This is a genomic window from Methylomonas sp. LL1 (assembly GCF_015711015.1).
Classification (GTDB): Bacteria; Pseudomonadota; Gammaproteobacteria; order Methylococcales; family Methylomonadaceae; genus Methylomonas.
This window is the reverse complement of sequence record NZ_CP064653.1, coordinates 4604994-4622475: the sequence shown is the minus strand read 5'-3', so window position 1 is coordinate 4622475 and position 17482 is coordinate 4604994. Positions and strand designations below refer to the sequence as shown.

The 17482-nt window shown below is 55.0% G+C and carries 17 protein-coding genes; 3 read left to right on the top strand and 14 right to left on the bottom strand.

Features of this window, described 5'->3' with window-relative positions; genetic code table 11:
* The first annotated feature begins 117 nt into the window (after nt 1-117).
* Complete coding sequence (locus IVG45_RS21680; RefSeq protein ID WP_196435823.1) at nt 118-1350, top strand: RtcB family protein; 1233 nt, start codon at nt 118-120, stop codon at nt 1348-1350.
* Nucleotides 1337-2386, top strand: coding sequence for an RNA 3'-terminal phosphate cyclase (gene rtcA / locus IVG45_RS21675; protein ID WP_196435822.1), 1050 nt, complete (start codon nt 1337-1339; stop codon nt 2384-2386). The genes IVG45_RS21680 and rtcA overlap by 14 nt, the downstream gene beginning before the upstream one ends.
* A 62-nt stretch (nt 2387-2448) precedes the next feature.
* Here rtcA and cydX read toward each other — a convergent pair whose 3' ends face one another.
* From cydX to IVG45_RS21625, 10 genes are all read right to left on the bottom strand, one after another.
* A complete protein-coding gene (gene cydX / locus IVG45_RS21670) occupies nt 2449-2592 on the bottom strand; it encodes a cytochrome bd-I oxidase subunit CydX (RefSeq protein ID WP_196435821.1) in 144 nt (47 codons plus the stop codon).
* A gap of 11 nt (nt 2593-2603) precedes the next feature.
* On the bottom strand, nt 2604-3743 hold the full coding sequence (gene cydB, locus IVG45_RS21665; protein WP_196435820.1) for a cytochrome d ubiquinol oxidase subunit II: 1140 nt from the start codon (nt 3741-3743) through the stop codon (nt 2604-2606).
* A gap of 3 nt (nt 3744-3746) precedes the next feature.
* Entirely contained in the window at nt 3747-4325 is a 579-nt protein-coding gene (locus IVG45_RS21660) for an aspartate carbamoyltransferase (protein WP_196435819.1), read from the bottom strand.
* 15 nt (nt 4326-4340) lie between these two features.
* Entirely contained in the window at nt 4341-5900 is a 1560-nt protein-coding gene (locus IVG45_RS21655; RefSeq protein WP_196435818.1) for a cytochrome ubiquinol oxidase subunit I, read from the bottom strand.
* A complete protein-coding gene (locus tag IVG45_RS21650) occupies nt 5890-6132 on the bottom strand; it encodes a hypothetical protein (protein ID WP_196435817.1) in 243 nt (80 codons plus the stop codon). The genes IVG45_RS21655 and IVG45_RS21650 overlap by 11 nt, the downstream gene beginning before the upstream one ends.
* A 36-nt stretch (nt 6133-6168) precedes the next feature.
* Nucleotides 6169-7200 carry an urease accessory protein UreH domain-containing protein gene (locus IVG45_RS21645; protein WP_196435816.1) on the bottom strand — a complete coding sequence of 344 codons (1032 nt, stop codon included), beginning with the start codon at nt 7198-7200 and terminating at the stop codon, nt 6169-6171.
* Nucleotides 7201-7238: 38 nt separating this feature from the next.
* Complete coding sequence (locus IVG45_RS21640; protein ID WP_196435815.1) at nt 7239-8984, bottom strand: multicopper oxidase family protein; 1746 nt, start codon at nt 8982-8984, stop codon at nt 7239-7241.
* A gap of 71 nt (nt 8985-9055) precedes the next feature.
* Nucleotides 9056-9526: a phosphate-starvation-inducible protein PsiE gene (locus IVG45_RS21635; protein WP_196435814.1), complete on the bottom strand. Its 471-nt coding sequence runs from the start codon at nt 9524-9526 to the stop codon at nt 9056-9058.
* Entirely contained in the window at nt 9483-10418 is a 936-nt protein-coding gene (locus IVG45_RS21630) for a sulfite exporter TauE/SafE family protein (protein ID WP_196435813.1), read from the bottom strand. The genes IVG45_RS21635 and IVG45_RS21630 overlap by 44 nt, the downstream gene beginning before the upstream one ends.
* 10 nt (nt 10419-10428) lie before the next feature.
* A complete protein-coding gene (locus tag IVG45_RS21625; protein WP_196435812.1) occupies nt 10429-11127 on the bottom strand; it encodes an MBL fold metallo-hydrolase in 699 nt (232 codons plus the stop codon).
* A gap of 211 nt (nt 11128-11338) precedes the next feature.
* On the opposite strand from IVG45_RS21625, the gene IVG45_RS21620 reads away from it, so the two are divergent.
* On the top strand, nt 11339-12691 hold the full coding sequence (locus IVG45_RS21620) for a sigma-54 interaction domain-containing protein (RefSeq protein ID WP_196435811.1): 1353 nt from the start codon (nt 11339-11341) through the stop codon (nt 12689-12691).
* 238 nt (nt 12692-12929) lie between these two features.
* On the opposite strand, the gene IVG45_RS21615 is transcribed toward IVG45_RS21620, so the two are convergent.
* From IVG45_RS21615 to IVG45_RS21600, 4 genes are all read right to left on the bottom strand, one after another.
* On the bottom strand, nt 12930-13631 hold the full coding sequence (locus IVG45_RS21615; RefSeq protein WP_196435810.1) for a hypothetical protein: 702 nt from the start codon (nt 13629-13631) through the stop codon (nt 12930-12932).
* Nucleotides 13632-13676: 45 nt separating this feature from the next.
* A complete protein-coding gene (locus IVG45_RS21610) occupies nt 13677-14336 on the bottom strand; it encodes a hypothetical protein (RefSeq protein WP_196435809.1) in 660 nt (219 codons plus the stop codon).
* Between the two features lie 306 nt (nt 14337-14642).
* Complete coding sequence (locus tag IVG45_RS21605) at nt 14643-17000, bottom strand: xanthine dehydrogenase family protein molybdopterin-binding subunit (RefSeq protein ID WP_196435808.1); 2358 nt, start codon at nt 16998-17000, stop codon at nt 14643-14645.
* Nucleotides 16997-17464, bottom strand: coding sequence for a (2Fe-2S)-binding protein (locus IVG45_RS21600; protein WP_196435807.1), 468 nt, complete (start codon nt 17462-17464; stop codon nt 16997-16999). The genes IVG45_RS21605 and IVG45_RS21600 overlap by 4 nt, the downstream gene beginning before the upstream one ends.
* Nucleotides 17465-17482 lie beyond the last annotated feature (18 nt).

Sequence of the window (17482 nt, the reverse complement as noted above, 5' to 3'; positions counted from 1 at the left end):
CCGCATAATCACCGTAAAAACTCATAAGCCGTTGATGTTAATAGCAGACTACATTAGCAGGCAAACTGGCACCGGCTTTGCAATAGTGTTATTGCATATCATCAATAAGGAACCCTCATGACTCAGCATAACTATGAAGTCACTCAAGTCGCCGGCGGCGTACCGATTAAAACCTGGACTCGCGGCGTCGCATTCGAAGACGAAGCCCGCCAGCAATTGATCAACCTGTCCAGATTGCCGTTCATTCATAAATGGATAGCGGCGATGCCCGACGTGCATCTGGGAAAAGGCGCCACCATCGGCAGTGTGGTGCCGACCCTGAACGCTATCATTCCGGCGGCGGTCGGCGTCGACATCGGTTGCGGCATGATGGCGGTGAAAACCGAAATCCGCGCCGAACAATTGCCGGACTCGTTGCGCGATGTGCGCCACGCCATCGAACGCGCGGTGCCGCACGGCCGCGAAATGCAGCGCAATCGCGGCGGCCGGGACAAGGGCGCCTGGGGCCAATTGCCGGACGACGTGACGCTGACCTGGAACGAACTAGCCGAACCGTTCGCGAGACTGTGCGATAAATATCCGTTGTTGAAAAACACCAACAACATTAATCACTTGGGAACGCTGGGTACCGGCAACCATTTCATCGAAGTCTGCCTGGACGAAAGCGATGCGGTGTGGGTAATGCTGCACAGCGGCTCGCGCGGCGTCGGTAACCGTATCGGCAGCCATTTCATCGAACTGGCGCAAAAGGAAATGCAGCGCTGGCAAATCCAATTGCCGGATCGTGATCTGGCATACTTGCCGGAAGGTTCGGCCTATTTTGCCGATTATGTGGAAGCGGTGGAGTGGGCGCAGCATTTCGCCAGACTCAATCGCGACCTGATGATGCAACGGGTCTTGAATGCGATGTCGGAGAGCTTGAAATTGAACTTTCAGTCCCGACTGGCGGCGGTAAATTGCCACCATAATTATGTCAGCCGCGAATACCATTACGGTAAAAACGTCTTGATCACCCGCAAGGGCGCGGTGCGCGCCGGCCTGGGCGAATGGGGCATCATTCCCGGCAGCATGGGCGCCAAGTCGTTCATCGTTAGAGGCCTGGGTAACGAGGAAAGCTTTTGCAGTTGCAGCCATGGCGCCGGACGTATCCTATCCAGAACGGCGGCGAAAAAACAGGTATCGCTGGAACAACACATCGCCGCTACCGCCGGCGTCGAATGCCGCAAGGATCAATCGGTGATCGATGAAACGCCGGCCGCCTACAAGCCGATCGAACAGGTGATGGCCGCGCAAAGCGATCTGGTGGAAATCATGCATACCTTAAAGCAGGTGGTTTGTGTCAAGGGTTAACGGCATCATCGAAATCGACGGCAGCCACGGCGAAGGCGGCGGCCAAGTGCTGAGAACCGCATTGTCGTTGGCGGCCTGCCTCGGCAAGGGCGTGCATATCCGCCACATCAGAGCCGGACGCAAAAATCCCGGCCTGATGCGCCAGCACCTGGCTTGCGTCAAGGCCATCGCCGAAATCTGCGACGCCGATGTGAAAGGAGCGACGATAGGTTCGAAAGCGGTGGAATTCCTCCCCGGTAAAATCAAAGCCGGCGACTACCGCTTTGCGGTCGGCAGCGCCGGCAGCAGCACGCTGGTATTCCAGACCGTGCTGCCGGCTTTACTGCTGGCGGGAAAACCCTCTCGGCTAACCTTAGTCGGCGGCACCCACAATCCGCTGGCGCCCAGTTACGACTTCATCCTGGACGCCTTTTTACCGGTGTTGAGGCTGATCGGCTGCGAATTTGAATGCAGCCTGATACGTTACGGTTTTTACCCGGTCGGTGCCGGCGAATGGACCATAGGCATCAAGCCGCCCGAGCAGTTTAATAAACTGAGGCTGGAAGCACGCGGCCAACCGAGGGAAAGCACCGCCCGCTGCATCAGCGCCGGCATTCCCGGACATGTAAGCGTCAGGGAAAAACAACAGCTGCTACGCCGATTGAAATGGCCGGATGACAGCATCGTCATTCAACAAGTGGAATCGTTGGGACCGGGTAACAGCGTGATCATCAAAATGCGCTACTCCAATGTCACCGAGGTGATTGAAAGCCACGGCGCCGTCGGCATCAGCGCGGAACGGGTCGCCAATCTAGCCGTCGACTCACTGCGCCGCTACCTGGATGCCGGCGCCCCGGTGGGCGAGCATCTGGCCGATCAATTACTGTTACCCTTATGCCTGGGCGCCGGCGGCTCGTTTGTCACCGGGCCGTTATCCGACCATTGCAAAACCAATATCGACATCATCCGGCAGCTGTCGGATGCATCTATTGCCGTCGCAAAAATGGAGCACGGACAACAATGCCGAATCGAAGTAAAACCAACTATGGCGCAGTGAGTTCCTGAGAAAAACCAACCCCGAATGTTCGCCATGCGGCATCCGGGGTACGATCAAACCCATCAAGAGTCAGGCTTACGCAGGCTATCGCAAGACTGATCGATACCGTGGGTATCGATGTCGCAGACCGACTCCAACCACATGGCGTTGATGATACCAAAGGCCGCGGCAAAACCGACACCCAAAATCCAAGCGAAGTACCACATGCTGTTTCTCCTTAATATAATGTATGCGTATCTTTGATCACGGCCGCTTCGGTGATACTGCCCCACATGATTTTGTAAACCCAGCGGGTATACAGCAAAACGATAGGTAAAAATATCACGGTAATCCAGAAGGCCAATAACAAGGTTGAGTGACTGGAACTGGCATCCCATAAGGTCAAGCTGGAACGCGGATCGGTCGACGAAATCAGCAAAAACGGAAACAAACCAAAGCCGACCGTCAATGCGACGCCGGCGATGCCGATACTGCTGGCCAGGAATGCCGACATCGTGCCCCGCCCCTTGCCCAACAACCAAGCCATACCGAATCCGGCAAAAGCCAGCACCGGCGCCAGCAACATCCACGGGTATGCCATAAAATGCTGCAACCAGCCGGCGCCGTCCGCAATCACGGTTTTATGCATCGGATTGGATGGCGCATCGGTCGCCGCCATCAGTGTGATTTCCGGCCTAGCTATGCCGATGAACACCCATAAAGTAGCGGCAGCCAAGCCGACCAACAACACTACGCCCAGGACCTCCACCGCCAGCGTGGCGCGGTCGTGTATTACGCCTTCGGTGCGCCATTTCAGAAACAAGGCACCGTGAAAGGTAGTCAACACCAAGCCGACCACGCCGCATAACAAAGCGAACGGGCTCAGCAAGGCCCAAAACGAACCGTCGTAAAACGTCCTCAGGTCTTGATCGAGATGAAACGGCAAGCCCAGAATCAGATTGCCGACCAACACGCCGAGTAATACCGGCGGCAGGGTTCCACCCAAAAACAGACACCAATCCCAACTGTTGCGCCAGCGCGGATCTTCGATCTTGCTGCGGTAATCAAATCCCGCCGGCCTGAAAAACAAGGCAAACAGCACCAGTAACATCGCCACGTAAAGACCGGAAAACAGCGTGGCATACACCGCCGGCCAAATCGCGAATACCGCGCCGCCCAACAAAATCAGCCAAACCTGATTGCCTTCCCAGGTCACGCCGACGGTATTGATGATGACCCTACGCTCGACATCGGTCTTACCGACAAACGGCAACAAGGTACTGACGCCAAAATCAAAGCCTTCGGTCAGCGCGAAGGCAATGCCGACGACGCCGATGAACAGCCACCAAATCACACGAATGGTTTCATAATCGAACATGGTTTACTCCTTGCTGTCGTTGGGTTGCGGCATGGGCCGATGCTGTTTGTGCTTGTTATTACCTTCTTGAGCTTTATGCTCGCATTTCATCGGCTGTCCATCGACGGCATGCCGAGCATGATCGCTAAGTTGAGCGTTGAAAAAACGGTGAATGGCATCGACCAGCGCGGCATCCTCAGCCGAATACTCGATCTCGGCGCCATTGGGCAATTCGCGGTAATCAAAACGCACGGCACCGTTAGCCCCGGCCAGTTCAGCCAAACCCGGCATGTCGTCGCCATGAATACGGCGTTGCTTGGAAAAGTCACCTTGCTTGAAGCGTTGGCTGATGTCGGCCAAGTGCTGGCGGATCAAGTTGATTTGCGCGCTATCGCCGGCATCCTTGGCGATCACCTGCTGAATGCCGCCGTGCTCGGTTTTGTCAAACACATGTTGAGTCTTTTCCAGATCGAACGGCATCACATGCCGGCCGCGTTCGGCGACATCGTCCAAGCGTGCCGGACTAGCGGACGATTGAGCTTGGGCTGTCATGGCGGCCGAAGTTAAAAACACAGTCAAGGTGATTTTATGGATTAAATTCATGCTGTTCTCCTTGTGTTAATGCGCGGCCTGTTGTTCGAAACAATAACGCCCGGTATGCAAACTACTCGGACCGAGGCGAACATATTTGATCATCAGATACAGTTCGATGATCAGCAGCACGGTATAGAACAAGGCAAAGCCGCCGATGCTGAACCAAAGTTGCTCGCTGCTGATGCTGGACACGCTCAGATGAGTAGGCAGCACACCGGATATGGTCCAGGGCTGGCGGCCGACTTCGGCGACGAACCAGCCTGTTTCGGCGGCTATCCATGGCAACGGAATGCACCAGACCGCCATCCGCATCAACCAACGCTTCTGATCGGCCACCCGGGTCGCGCAGTAGTAAAACGCCATCGCGAACACGAACAACATGGTAAAGCCGCAAGCCACCATAATCCTGAAGGTCCAGAACAGCGGCGCCACCTTGGGTATGGTGTCGTTGGCGGCCTTGTCTATCATCGCCGCATCGGCATCCACCACATTCTCGGTATATTTTTTCAGCAGCAAGCCATAACCAAGATCGGTTTTATGTTGATTAAAGCGTTGCTTGGTCGCATCGCTGACATCACCGACTCTCAGCTTTTGCAGTTCGCCATAAGCGAGCATGCCGCTCTTGATCCGCGTAACGCTTTCCTCGCGCAAATCCTTCAAGCCCTTGACGTCTTCGTCGATGGAGCGGGTGGCGATCAAGCCCAGCACGTAGGGAACTTTAAGCGCGTAATCGGTTTTCTGGTTTTCCTGGTCCGGCAAGCCGAACACGGTAAAACCGGCCGGCGCGGGATGGGTATCCCATTCGGCCTCGATAGCGGCCAGTTTCATTTTTTGGGTTTCGCCGGAGGTGTATCCGCTTTCGTCACCCAGCACGATCACCGACAAAATCGAAGCCAATCCGAAGGCCGAAGCAATCGAGAACGAGCGGCGGGCGAAGCCGATGTCGCGTTTGTTCAGCAAATACCAGGAACTGATGCCAAGCACGAACATAGAGCCGGTCACGTAGCCGGCGGCAACGGTATGCACGAATTTGACCTGAGCCACCGGATTAAAGAATACGTCGGCGAAGCTGGTCATCTCCATGCGCAGGGTTTCGTAATTAAACTCGGCACCGACCGGATACTGCATCCAGCCATTGGCGATCAGAATCCACAAGGCCGAGAGACTGGTACCGACCGCCAGCAACCAGGTCACCACCAGATGCTGAACGCGGGTCAACCGATCCCAACCGAAGAAAAACAATCCGACGAAGGTCGATTCGAGGAAAAACGCCATCCAGCCCTCGGCGGCCAGCAGCGGCCCGAAGATGTCGCCGACGTAATGCGAGTAGTAAGCCCAGTTGGTGCCGAACTGAAACTCCAGCGTCAAACCGGTGGTCACCCCCATCGCGAAATTGATGCCGAACAGTTTGCCCCAGAATTTGGTCATGTCCTTGTAAACTTGTTTGCCGGTCATTACATAGACCGACTCCATGATGCCGAGGATAAAGGTCATGCCCAAGGTCAGCGGCACGAACAAGAAGTGATACAACGCTGTCAGCCCGAACTGCATGCGGGACAGCATGACGATATCTTCACCGATCATGGCGAGACTCCTTTAGTGGTTGAGATGAAAAACTATGGGGTGTAGCGGTTTGGCTTATCGGCAAGGCAAAATGCTCGGCGACATCGGGCTTGCCGGCGGGTTTGTCCATCCAGCGGAAAATCAGAAACCACAGGCCGGTCAACAAAATAATCTTGATTAACAGAGCCACACCGATTTCCCAGCGTAGCAAACCAGGTTTGGGTAAAGCCGGTTTTACAGGAGGCACTTGCATCTTTACATCACCATGGCTTGTCAATGAGGGATAAGGTTAATGCGTTTGTTGCATCGAATGATTGTTCATTGCCGGCATCTGGCCGCCCTTCAGCAACATCATGCCGCGCTGGGCCATCATCGCCCCCATCGCAACCACCAAGATGCCGGAAACGCGCACCATTTGCCGCATCGCGGCGGGCGACAGCAAACTGGCGAACAAGCCGAACCCCAACAAGGGCAGCAAGGTGCCCAGGCCGAACATCAGCAATATCATCGCGCCCTGCAGCGGGTCGCCGCTGCCGGCCGCCATGACATACATAGCCTGCAACGGTCCGCAACCCAACAGCAAACCGCTCCACAAACCGGTGCGTAGTGGCTGGCGACGCTTGCGCAACTCGCCGGCCAGTTCCCGGTTGACCGCCGTCGGCAGCCGCAGGGTAAAACGCCGCAGAAACGCAAAGACGTTGAGCATTTTCAGGCCGTAAATCAGCAAAAACAGGCTGGCCGCAAGCGCCACGCCGCCGCGTATTTGCGGGGTGATGGCAATAGTCGCGCCCAGCAAGCCGAAGCCGGCTCCCAGCAAGGTATAAGACAAGGTCTTGCCAAACCCGTACAGCAGATGAGCCAATAATTGCCTGGCCTTGGTCTGGCCTGGATCGGTGTAAGAGACCACAAAACCGCCGCACATGCCGATGCAATGAAAACCGGTCAGAAAGCCGATGCCCAATAACACGGCATGACTCATTTGGGGCTGAATTTGCGTCATCACTCCCGGCATCAGGCTTTTGCCCCAAAAAGTCACACCGCCGACCAGTGCCAGTAACATCAGAAAAATCAGCGGCCGTTTGAGCTTGTCCAGGCTTGGCCGCGTGGACGATGCCACACCGTAACCATTGTCTTCTATGCATTGCCGGATAAGCTTTTCATCCACGAACACATCGTCAAAATCGACGTCGACGGCAGCCTTGCGATAAGAAACGCTGACTTGGTCTATCCCCGGCAAGGCGCTAACGGCTTCGCGGATAACATCCTCGCAACCCGTGCATTGCATACCCTCGATGGTTAAATGTTTGGTTGTGATCGTCATATCTTGCTCCCTGATAACCTACGCTTAAAAACCCGCGATCATTCCACCGAAAAATCGCGCATCATGCCCATATCTTCATGCTCCAGATTGTGGCAGTGGTACATGAACAAACCCTTGAAATCCTCGAATGGCTTGATCAGCCTGACGCGTTCACCCGGCATCACCAGCACGGTATCCTTCCAACCGCCTTCGATGAAACCATCCTTGACGCTGGCGTAGGCCTCGCTTTCGCCGGCATTAACGGTACGACTGAGGATCTGGAAGTATTGGCCGTGCATATGAATCGGATGGGCCATCGCCATCATGCCGCCGCCCATGCCTCCCATGCGGTGGCCGCCTTGCTCGGTATTATCGCCTCCGCCGTGTTTCATGCCCATCCGGTGGCGCATGCCGCCTTGCTGCATGCCATGACCCTGTTCCGCGCCGTCATGCTTGCCCGGCCCGCCATGGCTGCCGTGAGCGTGAAAAATCTCCATCAGTTGCACGGTATTAACCGGGATACGTTCGCTAGGCAGGATGTCGTTAAAAGCATAGGGCCGCCCGTTCAGCTGCATGGCCATCGGTCCCTCGGATATACCGATTGGGACCGGCTTGTTCGGATTAGCGGTGTCGCCTAGAGTGTAGCGTTTAATAGTAGACAATTTATTCGGCAGTGCCGGACCATCACCGACCTGGCGCGCGACCTTGATGCTAAAGACCGGGTAGTCACTGCCAACCGGCAAGGCTGACCCATGCATACCTCCGCCCATTCGGCCATGCCCGGCGCCGCCCATCATCCTTTCGGCCATCATCGGTAACACGCCGGAAAATTCCCGGCTGCGCATCACCAACTGGCTACCAACCTTACGCCCGCTGAAATCCGCCCAAATATCCAGACGCTCGCCGGGAGCCAACATCACATAGGCTTTGTTGACCGGAGTTTCCAGCAAACCGCCGTCGGTACCGATCACGGTAACCGGCGAGTTGTCGTCCCAAGCCAGTTTATAAATGCGCGCCGTCGAGCCGTTCAGGACGCGGAAGCGATAAGCCCGACTGGCGACATCAAGCTGGAAATCGGGACGGCCATTGACCAGGATACGGTCACCGTAAAAGCCCATCATCCGGTCACGCATGTGGCGGACATAGATCAGCTGGTTATTGTCGTCGAACAGCCGGTCCTGAATCACAATCGGCACTTCGTATTCACCGCTTGGCAGCTCCAGTTTGCGCTCTTCCAAGTCGTTGACCAGTATCGCGCCAGCCAGCCCACGATAAACGTGTTCGCCGGTGAGGTTATGTGTATGAGGATGGTAAATATTCATGCTGGCGCGGTTCAGCATCTCGAACTCGTAGACCAATATCTCGCCCTTGCCGATTTGATACATTGGATGACCATCCATTTCCGCCGGCACATGCAGACCGTGCCAATGGGTTATGGTCGGGGTATCGAGTTGATTATGCAGATTAATCCTGATTTTTTGGCCTTTTTCGAACCGCAGCACCGGTCCCAAGTAAGAACCGGCAATTTCTGTCAAGGTATTTGCCGGCCCCTTGATCAGCTTGGCGGCATACTGTAGAACCCGAGTCGGTTGACCGGGCAAGATCGGCACGGCCGACGGCTTGCAGATCAAATCGATTTCCACATCGGGGTGAAAATGGGGCGACGTTTTATGAGGCTTGATTTTCGGCATGTCACCCATCCCTTCCATGGCGTGTAACCAGCCGGGCAATCCCGCCCAAGCTAATAGTCCGGCGCCGGTTTGAGCGAAAAATCGGCGGCGGGAAGGGTTGGTTGTATGTTTCATCACAGCTCCTAGACCTTGATTGGTTCTTGTTTTAATCATGAGTAGATGTCACATCCCTGTAGCTATCGATTTCAGTCGTTATCCGGCGGTGGTTTTAGCATCACCCGCGTGGAAATGGCCAGCAGCAGAATGGCCGCCGATACCCACAGCATGCCCATGCCGGCCTGATGATGGGCCTGCACATCGGCAATCATCAGCCTAGCCAATGCCGTAATAGCGATATAAATCAGACAGCGCACCGGCATGACGTTGGTTTTGAAATAAATTCCCACCATCGCGCCCAGTTCCAGAAAAATAAAAAGTAGCAAAATATCGCCGATGGTGGCGTGGCCTTGGCTGACCATGACGGCATAGGCAAACACGGCCGACCAGACGATGCTGGCGCCAATCACAAATAAGGCCAGATAGTGAAAGGCCTCGATCAGCAAACTACCTAGCTCATCCGCCCAATGTTTGACGCTGGCGTGTAATTCATTAAAGCCTTGTGCCCGCATAGTCTTAGCGCCCGTCGGCTGGGTGTTGGGGCGGTAAAATACCGACATCGGTTTTATGTATCCAGCTGCCGATACGCAATAACACCAATACCAGCAGCAGAGCCAACACCGTCCAGTTGGCGGACCGCGCATTACTCAACCACACTTCGCCGCTGATGATTAATTGGTCGGTAAGGGATTGGGACAGCACATAAATCCCCACCGCTACCACCATCAGCCCAAACCCGCGTCGCAACCAGGCCGGCTTGAGATAGCCGGAGACTATAGCTCCCATCGCGCTGCCCACCAAAGCCCCACTGGTAACGATAGTGATCAACGACAGATCCAGTACCGCGTGTTGACTGTATCCGGCCAAACCGGCCAACGCATTCATCACGATAATGAACAGGGAAGTCCCGACCGCGCCTTGCATCGGCAGGCCTACCAGCAAGGTTAGGGCCGGCACGATCAAGAATCCCCCGCCGACACCGACCATGCCGGTCACGCCACCCACGAAAAAGCCATCGAACAGTACCCGCAAATAGGGAACGCGTAACGGACAGACCGATACTGGCGCTTTTGTCGAATTCGAGCTGGAGTTTGGCGGGATAGCCGAGCCACGCAGCATCAATAATCCTGTCGAAAAACTGATCAACCCGAACAAGGACATCAGCAGATCGGCTGAGAAATACGAGGCCAAACGGCCGCCGGCAAACGCACCAGCCATCCCCGACAATCCGAAAAATACTCCACTCTTCCAGCACACCGAATGGCGTCTGGCATGCGGTATTAACGCCATCAGACTGGAAAGACCGACCACCACGAACGAGGTGGTAATCGCGGTTTTAGGTTCGACATGCAGCAAATAAACCAGCATTGGAACCGTCAAAATCGACCCACCACCTCCCAGTAATCCCAGCAATAAACCGATGATCATCGATAGCGATAAGGTCATCAACATTGCAGCTCTCCTAATCCCGTTCCACGACCAGCCCGCAAGACTGGTTGGCGGGCAAGGCCTTGTCGATAAATTTTGGATAAGCCAACTTCAAATCCCGCATGATGGCGATAAATTCCTCGCGTGTGCGGCCTCCGCCCAATCGGGCATTTTTGGCGATTTCCTGTTTGATGGTCGATACGGTGTTACCCTGATAGTCATGTCCCGGATAGACCAAGGTATCGGCCGGCAATGTGAATAACCGGGTGGTGATACTGTCATATAGCTTACCGGCATCGCCTTGCTGAAAATCGGTACGGCCGCTGCCGCCAATCAATAAGGCGTCGCCCGTGAACACCCGATCCGTCATCACGTAACTGACGCAACCGCTGGTATGGCCTGGGGTATGCCGTACTTCAATATCCAGATCCCCCACTTGCAACGTCACGCCTTCGGTCACCAGTAAATCGGCGCACATGGCGCCCGCGTCGCGATGCACCACACTTTTACTACCCAGTTTTTCGCGTAATACGCCGGCACCGGTAATATGGTCGGCATGCACATGCGTTTCCAGGGTGTAGATCAATCTGAGATTCAGGCTTTGCAATAACGCCAGATACTGTTCGATCTCCGAAGCGACGGGATCGATCAGAATCGCGCGCCGACTGCGTTCGCAGCCCACTAAGTAACTGTATGTAGAGGTTTCCGGCTCATAAAGCTGTCTGAAAATCATGGTAAGACTCCTGATGAAGCACAATAAATTAGAAATAACTGATAATCTTATATCAATTGCCATGCCAGTTTTTTGCTACTGCTTGTCGGCCTTAAGACCTTGCTTTATCAGCAACTTATGATTCAGCAGACTGATACAGACTGTTTCATCATGAAACACTGAAACATTTATGCTACATTTGCAACATACTTGAAACAGACTCCGCCATCGCATGAGCCAATCATCCCCCTTTTTCAATCGCTGGCTGAGCCAAATCGGGCCCGATCAGGTAGTCTCGGTTCTGACTGACTTGCTCGATGCCGGCGCGGTATTCGCGGTGGATGCGGCCGGCAAGATTCTGTTCTGGAGCAAGGGCGCCGAAAAATTATTCGGCCTGCCCGCCGATGAAGTGCTCGGTAAAGCCTGCACCGAAGCGCTAAGCTGCGCCGAGGATCGCGACCCTTGCGGTCTGGCGGAACACGGCCTGATCAAGGCGCAAATGGTGCAATTACGGCGCCCAAGCGGCGAAGCCCTTACCTGCTACCGTACCGCCCGCGCCTTTTTCGCCGCCGACGGTCAATTCGCCGGCGCATTGGAGTTTCTACAACCGCAAGCCGAAGCCGCAGCCGTTCATTCCACCACCGACAGCGAAAGCTTCCACGGCATTCTGTCGCGCGACCCGGCCATGCAGGAAGCGATTAAAATCATCCGCAATGTCGCCGAAACCGAGGCCACTGTGTTGATCCGCGGCGAATCGGGTACCGGTAAGGAACTGGTGGCCCACGCCCTGCATCTGGAAAGTGTGCGTCGCGGAAAACCGTTTCTGGCCATCAACTGCGCGGCACTGAGCCCCAACCTTTTGGAAAGCGAATTGTTCGGCCATGTCAAGGGTGCTTTCACCGGTGCCATGCGCAATCATGCCGGCCTGTTTCAGCGCGCCCATGGCGGCACGTTATTTCTGGATGAAGTAGCCGAATTGCCGCTGGAATTACAGGCCAAACTGCTGCGAGTACTGCAGGAGCAAAGCTTTATCCCGGTGGGAGGCGATGCGGCGATCACGGTCGATGTCCGCATCATCGCCGCCACTCATCGCTCGTTACGAGAAGAAGTTAAAGCCGGACGCTTTCGGGAAGATTTGATGTATAGGCTGAGGGTCGTGCCGATATTCTTACCGCCCTTGCGGGAAAGAGTGCAAGATGTGGACCTGTTGTTATGGCAATGCATCCAACAACACAATCAGCATGGACCACGCCATGTCGACAGCATAGCGCCCGACGCGATGCGCCGCCTGCTGGATCACCGCTGGCCCGGCAATGTTCGAGAATTGAAAAACGTGATCGAATATGCCTTTGCCGTGGGCCGCGGCAATGCCATTACGATGGACGACTTGCCTCCCGAATTTCGAGAAGCACCGCGATCGAACAATACATTATTAACATCAGACATAAGTAGCGGCCGAATGAACGAAGCCGAACTGATTAGAGAAGTATTGCAATCGGCCGATGGTCATTTGGAAACCGCCGCCCGCCAGCTCGGCATGAGCCGGGCAACGCTTTGGCGCAAGCGCAAGAAGTACGCCATTTAAATCACGGCAATACAGGTATCGCATTAGGCAAAATGCCTATAGAAAGAATGGCGGGATACGAATGAATTAGTATGCGGCAGACCGAACGAACTTCAACCGAATTTAACAAATCAGCATGGTGTCCGACCGCTTTCTATTGATGATAAAACCGGAATAGCCAGGCGGGAGCCCGACGACTTCCAGTAGTCGGGCTCCAACTTACAACGAGGTTTTAAGCCTCTCCCCTTTATTTGATTTCTTAGCTCCGCACTCTTCTACGAGACACTCCCAAATAACCCAATAACACAGACCCCATCATCACAAACGCGGGCGGCAGTGGAACCGGAGTCGATGTATTTAAACTAGGAAGTTGATTGGTAGTGGTCAACAGCCGAAATTGACCGTCCCATGCTCTAGGGCCGGAAAAATTCATACTAAAACTATTAATCTTGGAAAACACACCGCTATTGGAGAAATCGCTAAAGTTGATCAGAAAATCACCCGCAGTGTTATAAGTTTTAAGCCCGGAGCTTGAAATGCCATTGGCGATCATTTCGACCTTCACATCCAGATCGATCGATTTCACTTCCAGCAAGATTGCATTGCCATAACGGGTGAAGTCAATCGGATCGAAAGTCCAACCGATGGAAGCATCCCCCGCCGACCTTGAACCATTGGCTATCCTTAACACCCCGTCTTCCGATGTAATCTTTTCCCAAGCGAATAGACCGCTACCGGTTGCATGCGCGCTGAATGTTCTCGATGCGTTTATCAGGTCGGTTCCGGTAAGGCTATTCACGGTATTGCCGGTTGACCCAAGACTACTTCCTAGATCGGTAATCGACTGGTCATGGGTGAAACCATCGATCATCAATGTATCGGCATAACCCAAGTTTGAGAACAAAACGGCACTGAATAAGACGATGGCCGAGAAAGCATTTTGCGGATACTTTGCTTGCATGTTGTGTGATCCTTTCAAATAATTAAATGCGTGGTCGTGTTCTGCTTAATTAACCGGCCGTGGTTTAGTCCGTCCAAATCCATTAACAACCAACAAACCAAAACCTAGCAAGGCCAATACCGGAGGCTCAGGTACATTATTGACATCGGCAGCCATCAAACTAAACTCCGCATCCCAAGCATTAACCCCTTCAAATTTGAGTTCAAGACTTTGGAGTCCGGCAAAAACAGATGAATCGGAAAACTCGGAAAAACTGACAAAATGCCGGCCCACATCATCCTGATCAAATGTCTTGAAACCAAAGCTGGATGTAGCATTGGCTATCATCCGGAGCTGAAAACTCGAATCGATAAAGTCGACATTGAAGAAGATGCCGCTTGCGGTCGATGTCAAATCGATGGCCTCGAAAGTGTAATAAACACTGGCGCTACTAGTTGCCGTATCCGAATCGGTGCTGACCCCCAAAACGCCCTGATCGACACCGATCAACGTTTGATAGCTGCCGCCGGCAGTCGCTGTCAACGTTCTTTGCAAATTCAATAAATCGGTATGCGGCTGGCTTATGGCCAGAGGTCCATCACTTCCATTGACAGCCACTTGAGCATCCTGAAAGTCATCAATCAACGTTGCGGCTTCCGCACCTTGAAAAAATAAAACGCTTGCCAATATTGCGGACCAACCCAATTTCAACTTTAAACTATTCACGCTAACTCCCTTCAGGTATGCGAAAAATGAATACGGCATGCCAATGATTCGAAAAATTTGTCACCCCTCAGCCAAAAGCATATTGCATGCCATTTTTATGCAATTTATTTTTCAATAACTTACACTCAACTTTCAGTGGTTTTTTATAAATCACATGACAAGCTTGGCAGTAGCGCGATGTCAGCGCTGGCAGAGGTGACAGTCAGAAATCGCAACCGGAAAACAGCAGGGAGACTTAGAAGGGGTTGTGGTGCGGCCCAAGCCGCCCCGCCTCAAAAAGAGGCAAGGCGGTTTGGCACCGAAAAATCAGTCTTTGCGTAACTGATCCCGGATGGGGAGTTGTCGGATACGTTGGCCGGTGGCTGCGAAAATCGCGTTGCATAATGCCGGCGCGATAGGCGGCACGCCTGGCTCGCCCACCCCGCCCAGCGGCGTATCGAATTCGGCGGCGGGCAGCAAATGCACCTTGATTTCGCGCGGCGCGTCATCGATATGGGTCAATTGATAAGCATGGAAATTATCCTGCATCACGACTCCATCCTTAAAGCTGATTTCGCCCAGTGTAGCCAGGCTGACACCCATGATGCAGGCGCCTTCGATCTGCGAGCGGATGCGCTCGGGATTGACCTGCGGCCCACAATCCACCGAGATGTCGATTCTGGGCATGCTGAGTTTACCTTCCCGGTCGACCGCTACCTCCGCCACTACCGCGACATAGGTAACAAAGCTGTAGTGCGCGGCCAAGCCCAATCCCCGCCCCGAGGCAAGCTGACGCCCCCATCCGGCTTCGCGGGTGGCAACCTCAACCACCCGCCGCAGCCGGCCGGTATCCACCGGATACAAGTCGGGCGATTCGCCCTGATTCCAGCTATCGCCTAGGCTGCGCGGATCGATACGCCGCGGCGGGCCGATCAATTCCAGCAGGAAATCCCGGTGATCTCGGCCCGCCGCGGCAGCCAATTCGGCAATGAAGGACTGGATGGCGAAAGCATGTGGGATATTGGAAACCGAGCGAAACCAGCCTATGCGAGTATGCGCTTCCGCCTCGGGATTTTCGATCCGTAGATTCGGTATTGCAAACGGCACGTTGATCACGCCCATCCCCAGCTCGGCCGGCATCTGATGTTTGCTGCCGGCGGCGAAAGTGGACGAAATGCTCGGCGCCACCGTTCTATGCAACCAAGCCACCGGCTTCCCCTCGGCATCCATTCCGGCTTCCAAGCGTTCGACCGAAACCGTATGGAAATAAGAATGGCGTAAATCGTCCTCGCGAGTCCAAGTCAGCTTGACCGCTTGACCCTGCATGGCTTGCGACAACAACGCCGCTTCGATCACATAGTCGGGTTTGGATTTGCGTCCGAAACCGCCTCCCAACAATGTCACATGTATCGTGACCTTATCTTCAGGCAGATTCAACCATTTGGCCACGCGTTCGCGCGAAACCTGCGGCGCCTGAGTGCAAGTCCAAACCTCGCAATGGCCATCGACTATCCGGGCGGTTGCCGCCGGCGGCTCCATCGGCGCCTGTGCCAGATGTGGCGCGTAATATTCTGCTTCCAACCGTTTAGGCGCGTCTTGCAAAGCGCTATCGACATCGCCGTCGTTACGGACCACTTTACCCGGTTTGCGCGCGGCAGCTTCCAGTTCGGCCCTGTACGCTACCGAGTCGTAGCCGGCGTGCGGGCCATTATCCCATTCGATCTTCAATGCGTTGCGCCCCTGCATGGCGGCCCAGGTGTTGCGGGCAATCACCGCCACGCCTCCGAGCGGATTGAAATCGGCCGGCGGCGGACTGCTTTTCAACTCGATCACCTTGACCACGCCCGGCAATTTCAGCGCATCGCTCGCATCGAAGCGCAAGACCTTGCCACCGAATACCGGCGGACGGGCGATGACCGCGAACAACATGTCCGGCAGGAGGGTGTCGATACCGTATTGCGCCCGGCCGGTGACGATATCCAACCCGTCGATAATCTTCAACCAACCCTTGCCGATGTAACGAAAATCGGCCTCTTTTTTTAGGCGCAGGCTTTGGCGTTCGGGCACAGGCAACTTTGCCGCCGCCCTGGCCAGCTCGCCATAGCCCAACGTTCTGCCCGTGGCTGGATGCAACACTTGATGCAACTCCGCCCGAACCTCCTCGACCGGCACCCGCCATTGCGCGGCGGCGGCCGATTCCAGCATCCGCCGGGCCGCGGCACCGATTCGCCGCATCGGCATGAAGAAGTGGCGCATGCTGCGGGAACCGTCGGTATCCTGATTGCCGTAACGCCGTTCATCGCCGGGCGCCTGTTCGACCTTGACATGCAGCCAGTTGGCCTCGAGTTCGTCGGCCACCACCATCGGCAAACTGGTACGCACGCCCTGCCCCATTTCCGAACGATGGCACATGATGGTCACGGCGCCGTCTTCGGCGATAGCGACGAATACCAGAGCATCATCGACCCAACCATGCGGCATCGCATCGGCGCCATATTTTTGCGGCTCGGCGCTGCCCGCGGTTTCGTCAGCCCTCGTCAACATTGGAAAACCGGCGGCCAACACAAATCCGGTCAACGCCAGCTCTTTTAGAAATGCGCGCCGGCTGACATTGACGATACTCAAGTTGTCGTCATCAGCCGGCATGGCGGCTATCGATTCCAGGCTATCCAAGGATCTTTTCATGGCTTATCCTCCGTTAAACCGGCGGCCTGCTTGATAGCGGCGCGAATGCGCGGATAGGTACCGCAACGGCAGATATTGCCGCTCATTGCCGTGTCGATGTCGGCGTCGGTCGGGCTTGATGTGCGTTTGAGCAAGGCCGTGGCCGCCATCACTTGTCCGGCCTGGCAATAACCGCACTGTGGAACTCCCAGATTCAACCAGGCTTCCTGCACCTTACGCCCGGTCGCATCCTGATCGATGGCTTCGATGGTCACGATGCTTTTATCCAGCACCGCCGAAACCGGCGTCACGCAGGCTCGGGCGGGTTCGCCATCCACCAGCACCGTACAGGCGCCGCAGATGGAAATACCGCAGCCGTATTTGGTCCCGGTCAACTCCAACGTATCACGCAGAACCCAGAGTAGCGGAGTATCCGCCGGTAAATCGATATTACGGCGTTTGCCGTTGATAGTAAGCACAATCATCGGGTGTTACTCCCTACA

What these genes read in the sequence shown, in the direction of transcription:
- IVG45_RS21605 (WP_196435808.1), bottom strand. Translation starts at nt 17,000, where the DNA reads ATGAAAAGATCCTTGGATAGCCTGGAATCGATAGCCGCCATGCCGGCT.
- IVG45_RS21640 (WP_196435815.1), bottom strand. Translation starts at nt 8,984, where the DNA reads ATGAAACATACAACCAACCCTTCCCGCCGCCGATTTTTCGCTCAAACC.
- IVG45_RS21680 (WP_196435823.1), top strand. Translation starts at nt 118, where the DNA reads ATGACTCAGCATAACTATGAAGTCACTCAAGTCGCCGGCGGCGTACCG.
- IVG45_RS21660 (WP_196435819.1), bottom strand. Translation starts at nt 4,325, where the DNA reads ATGAATTTAATCCATAAAATCACCTTGACTGTGTTTTTAACTTCGGCC.
- IVG45_RS21625 (WP_196435812.1), bottom strand. Translation starts at nt 11,127, where the DNA reads ATGATTTTCAGACAGCTTTATGAGCCGGAAACCTCTACATACAGTTAC.
- cydX (WP_196435821.1), bottom strand. Translation starts at nt 2,592, where the DNA reads ATGTGGTACTTCGCTTGGATTTTGGGTGTCGGTTTTGCCGCGGCCTTT.
- IVG45_RS21650 (WP_196435817.1), bottom strand. Translation starts at nt 6,132, where the DNA reads ATGCAAGTGCCTCCTGTAAAACCGGCTTTACCCAAACCTGGTTTGCTA.
- IVG45_RS21620 (WP_196435811.1), top strand. Translation starts at nt 11,339, where the DNA reads ATGAGCCAATCATCCCCCTTTTTCAATCGCTGGCTGAGCCAAATCGGG.
- IVG45_RS21635 (WP_196435814.1), bottom strand. Translation starts at nt 9,526, where the DNA reads ATGTCGGTATTTTACCGCCCCAACACCCAGCCGACGGGCGCTAAGACT.
- IVG45_RS21645 (WP_196435816.1), bottom strand. Translation starts at nt 7,200, where the DNA reads ATGACGATCACAACCAAACATTTAACCATCGAGGGTATGCAATGCACG.
- cydB (WP_196435820.1), bottom strand. Translation starts at nt 3,743, where the DNA reads ATGTTCGATTATGAAACCATTCGTGTGATTTGGTGGCTGTTCATCGGC.
- IVG45_RS21615 (WP_196435810.1), bottom strand. Translation starts at nt 13,631, where the DNA reads ATGCAAGCAAAGTATCCGCAAAATGCTTTCTCGGCCATCGTCTTATTC.
- IVG45_RS21630 (WP_196435813.1), bottom strand. Translation starts at nt 10,418, where the DNA reads ATGTTGATGACCTTATCGCTATCGATGATCATCGGTTTATTGCTGGGA.
- IVG45_RS21600 (WP_196435807.1), bottom strand. Translation starts at nt 17,464, where the DNA reads ATGATTGTGCTTACTATCAACGGCAAACGCCGTAATATCGATTTACCG.
- IVG45_RS21655 (WP_196435818.1), bottom strand. Translation starts at nt 5,900, where the DNA reads ATGATCGGTGAAGATATCGTCATGCTGTCCCGCATGCAGTTCGGGCTG.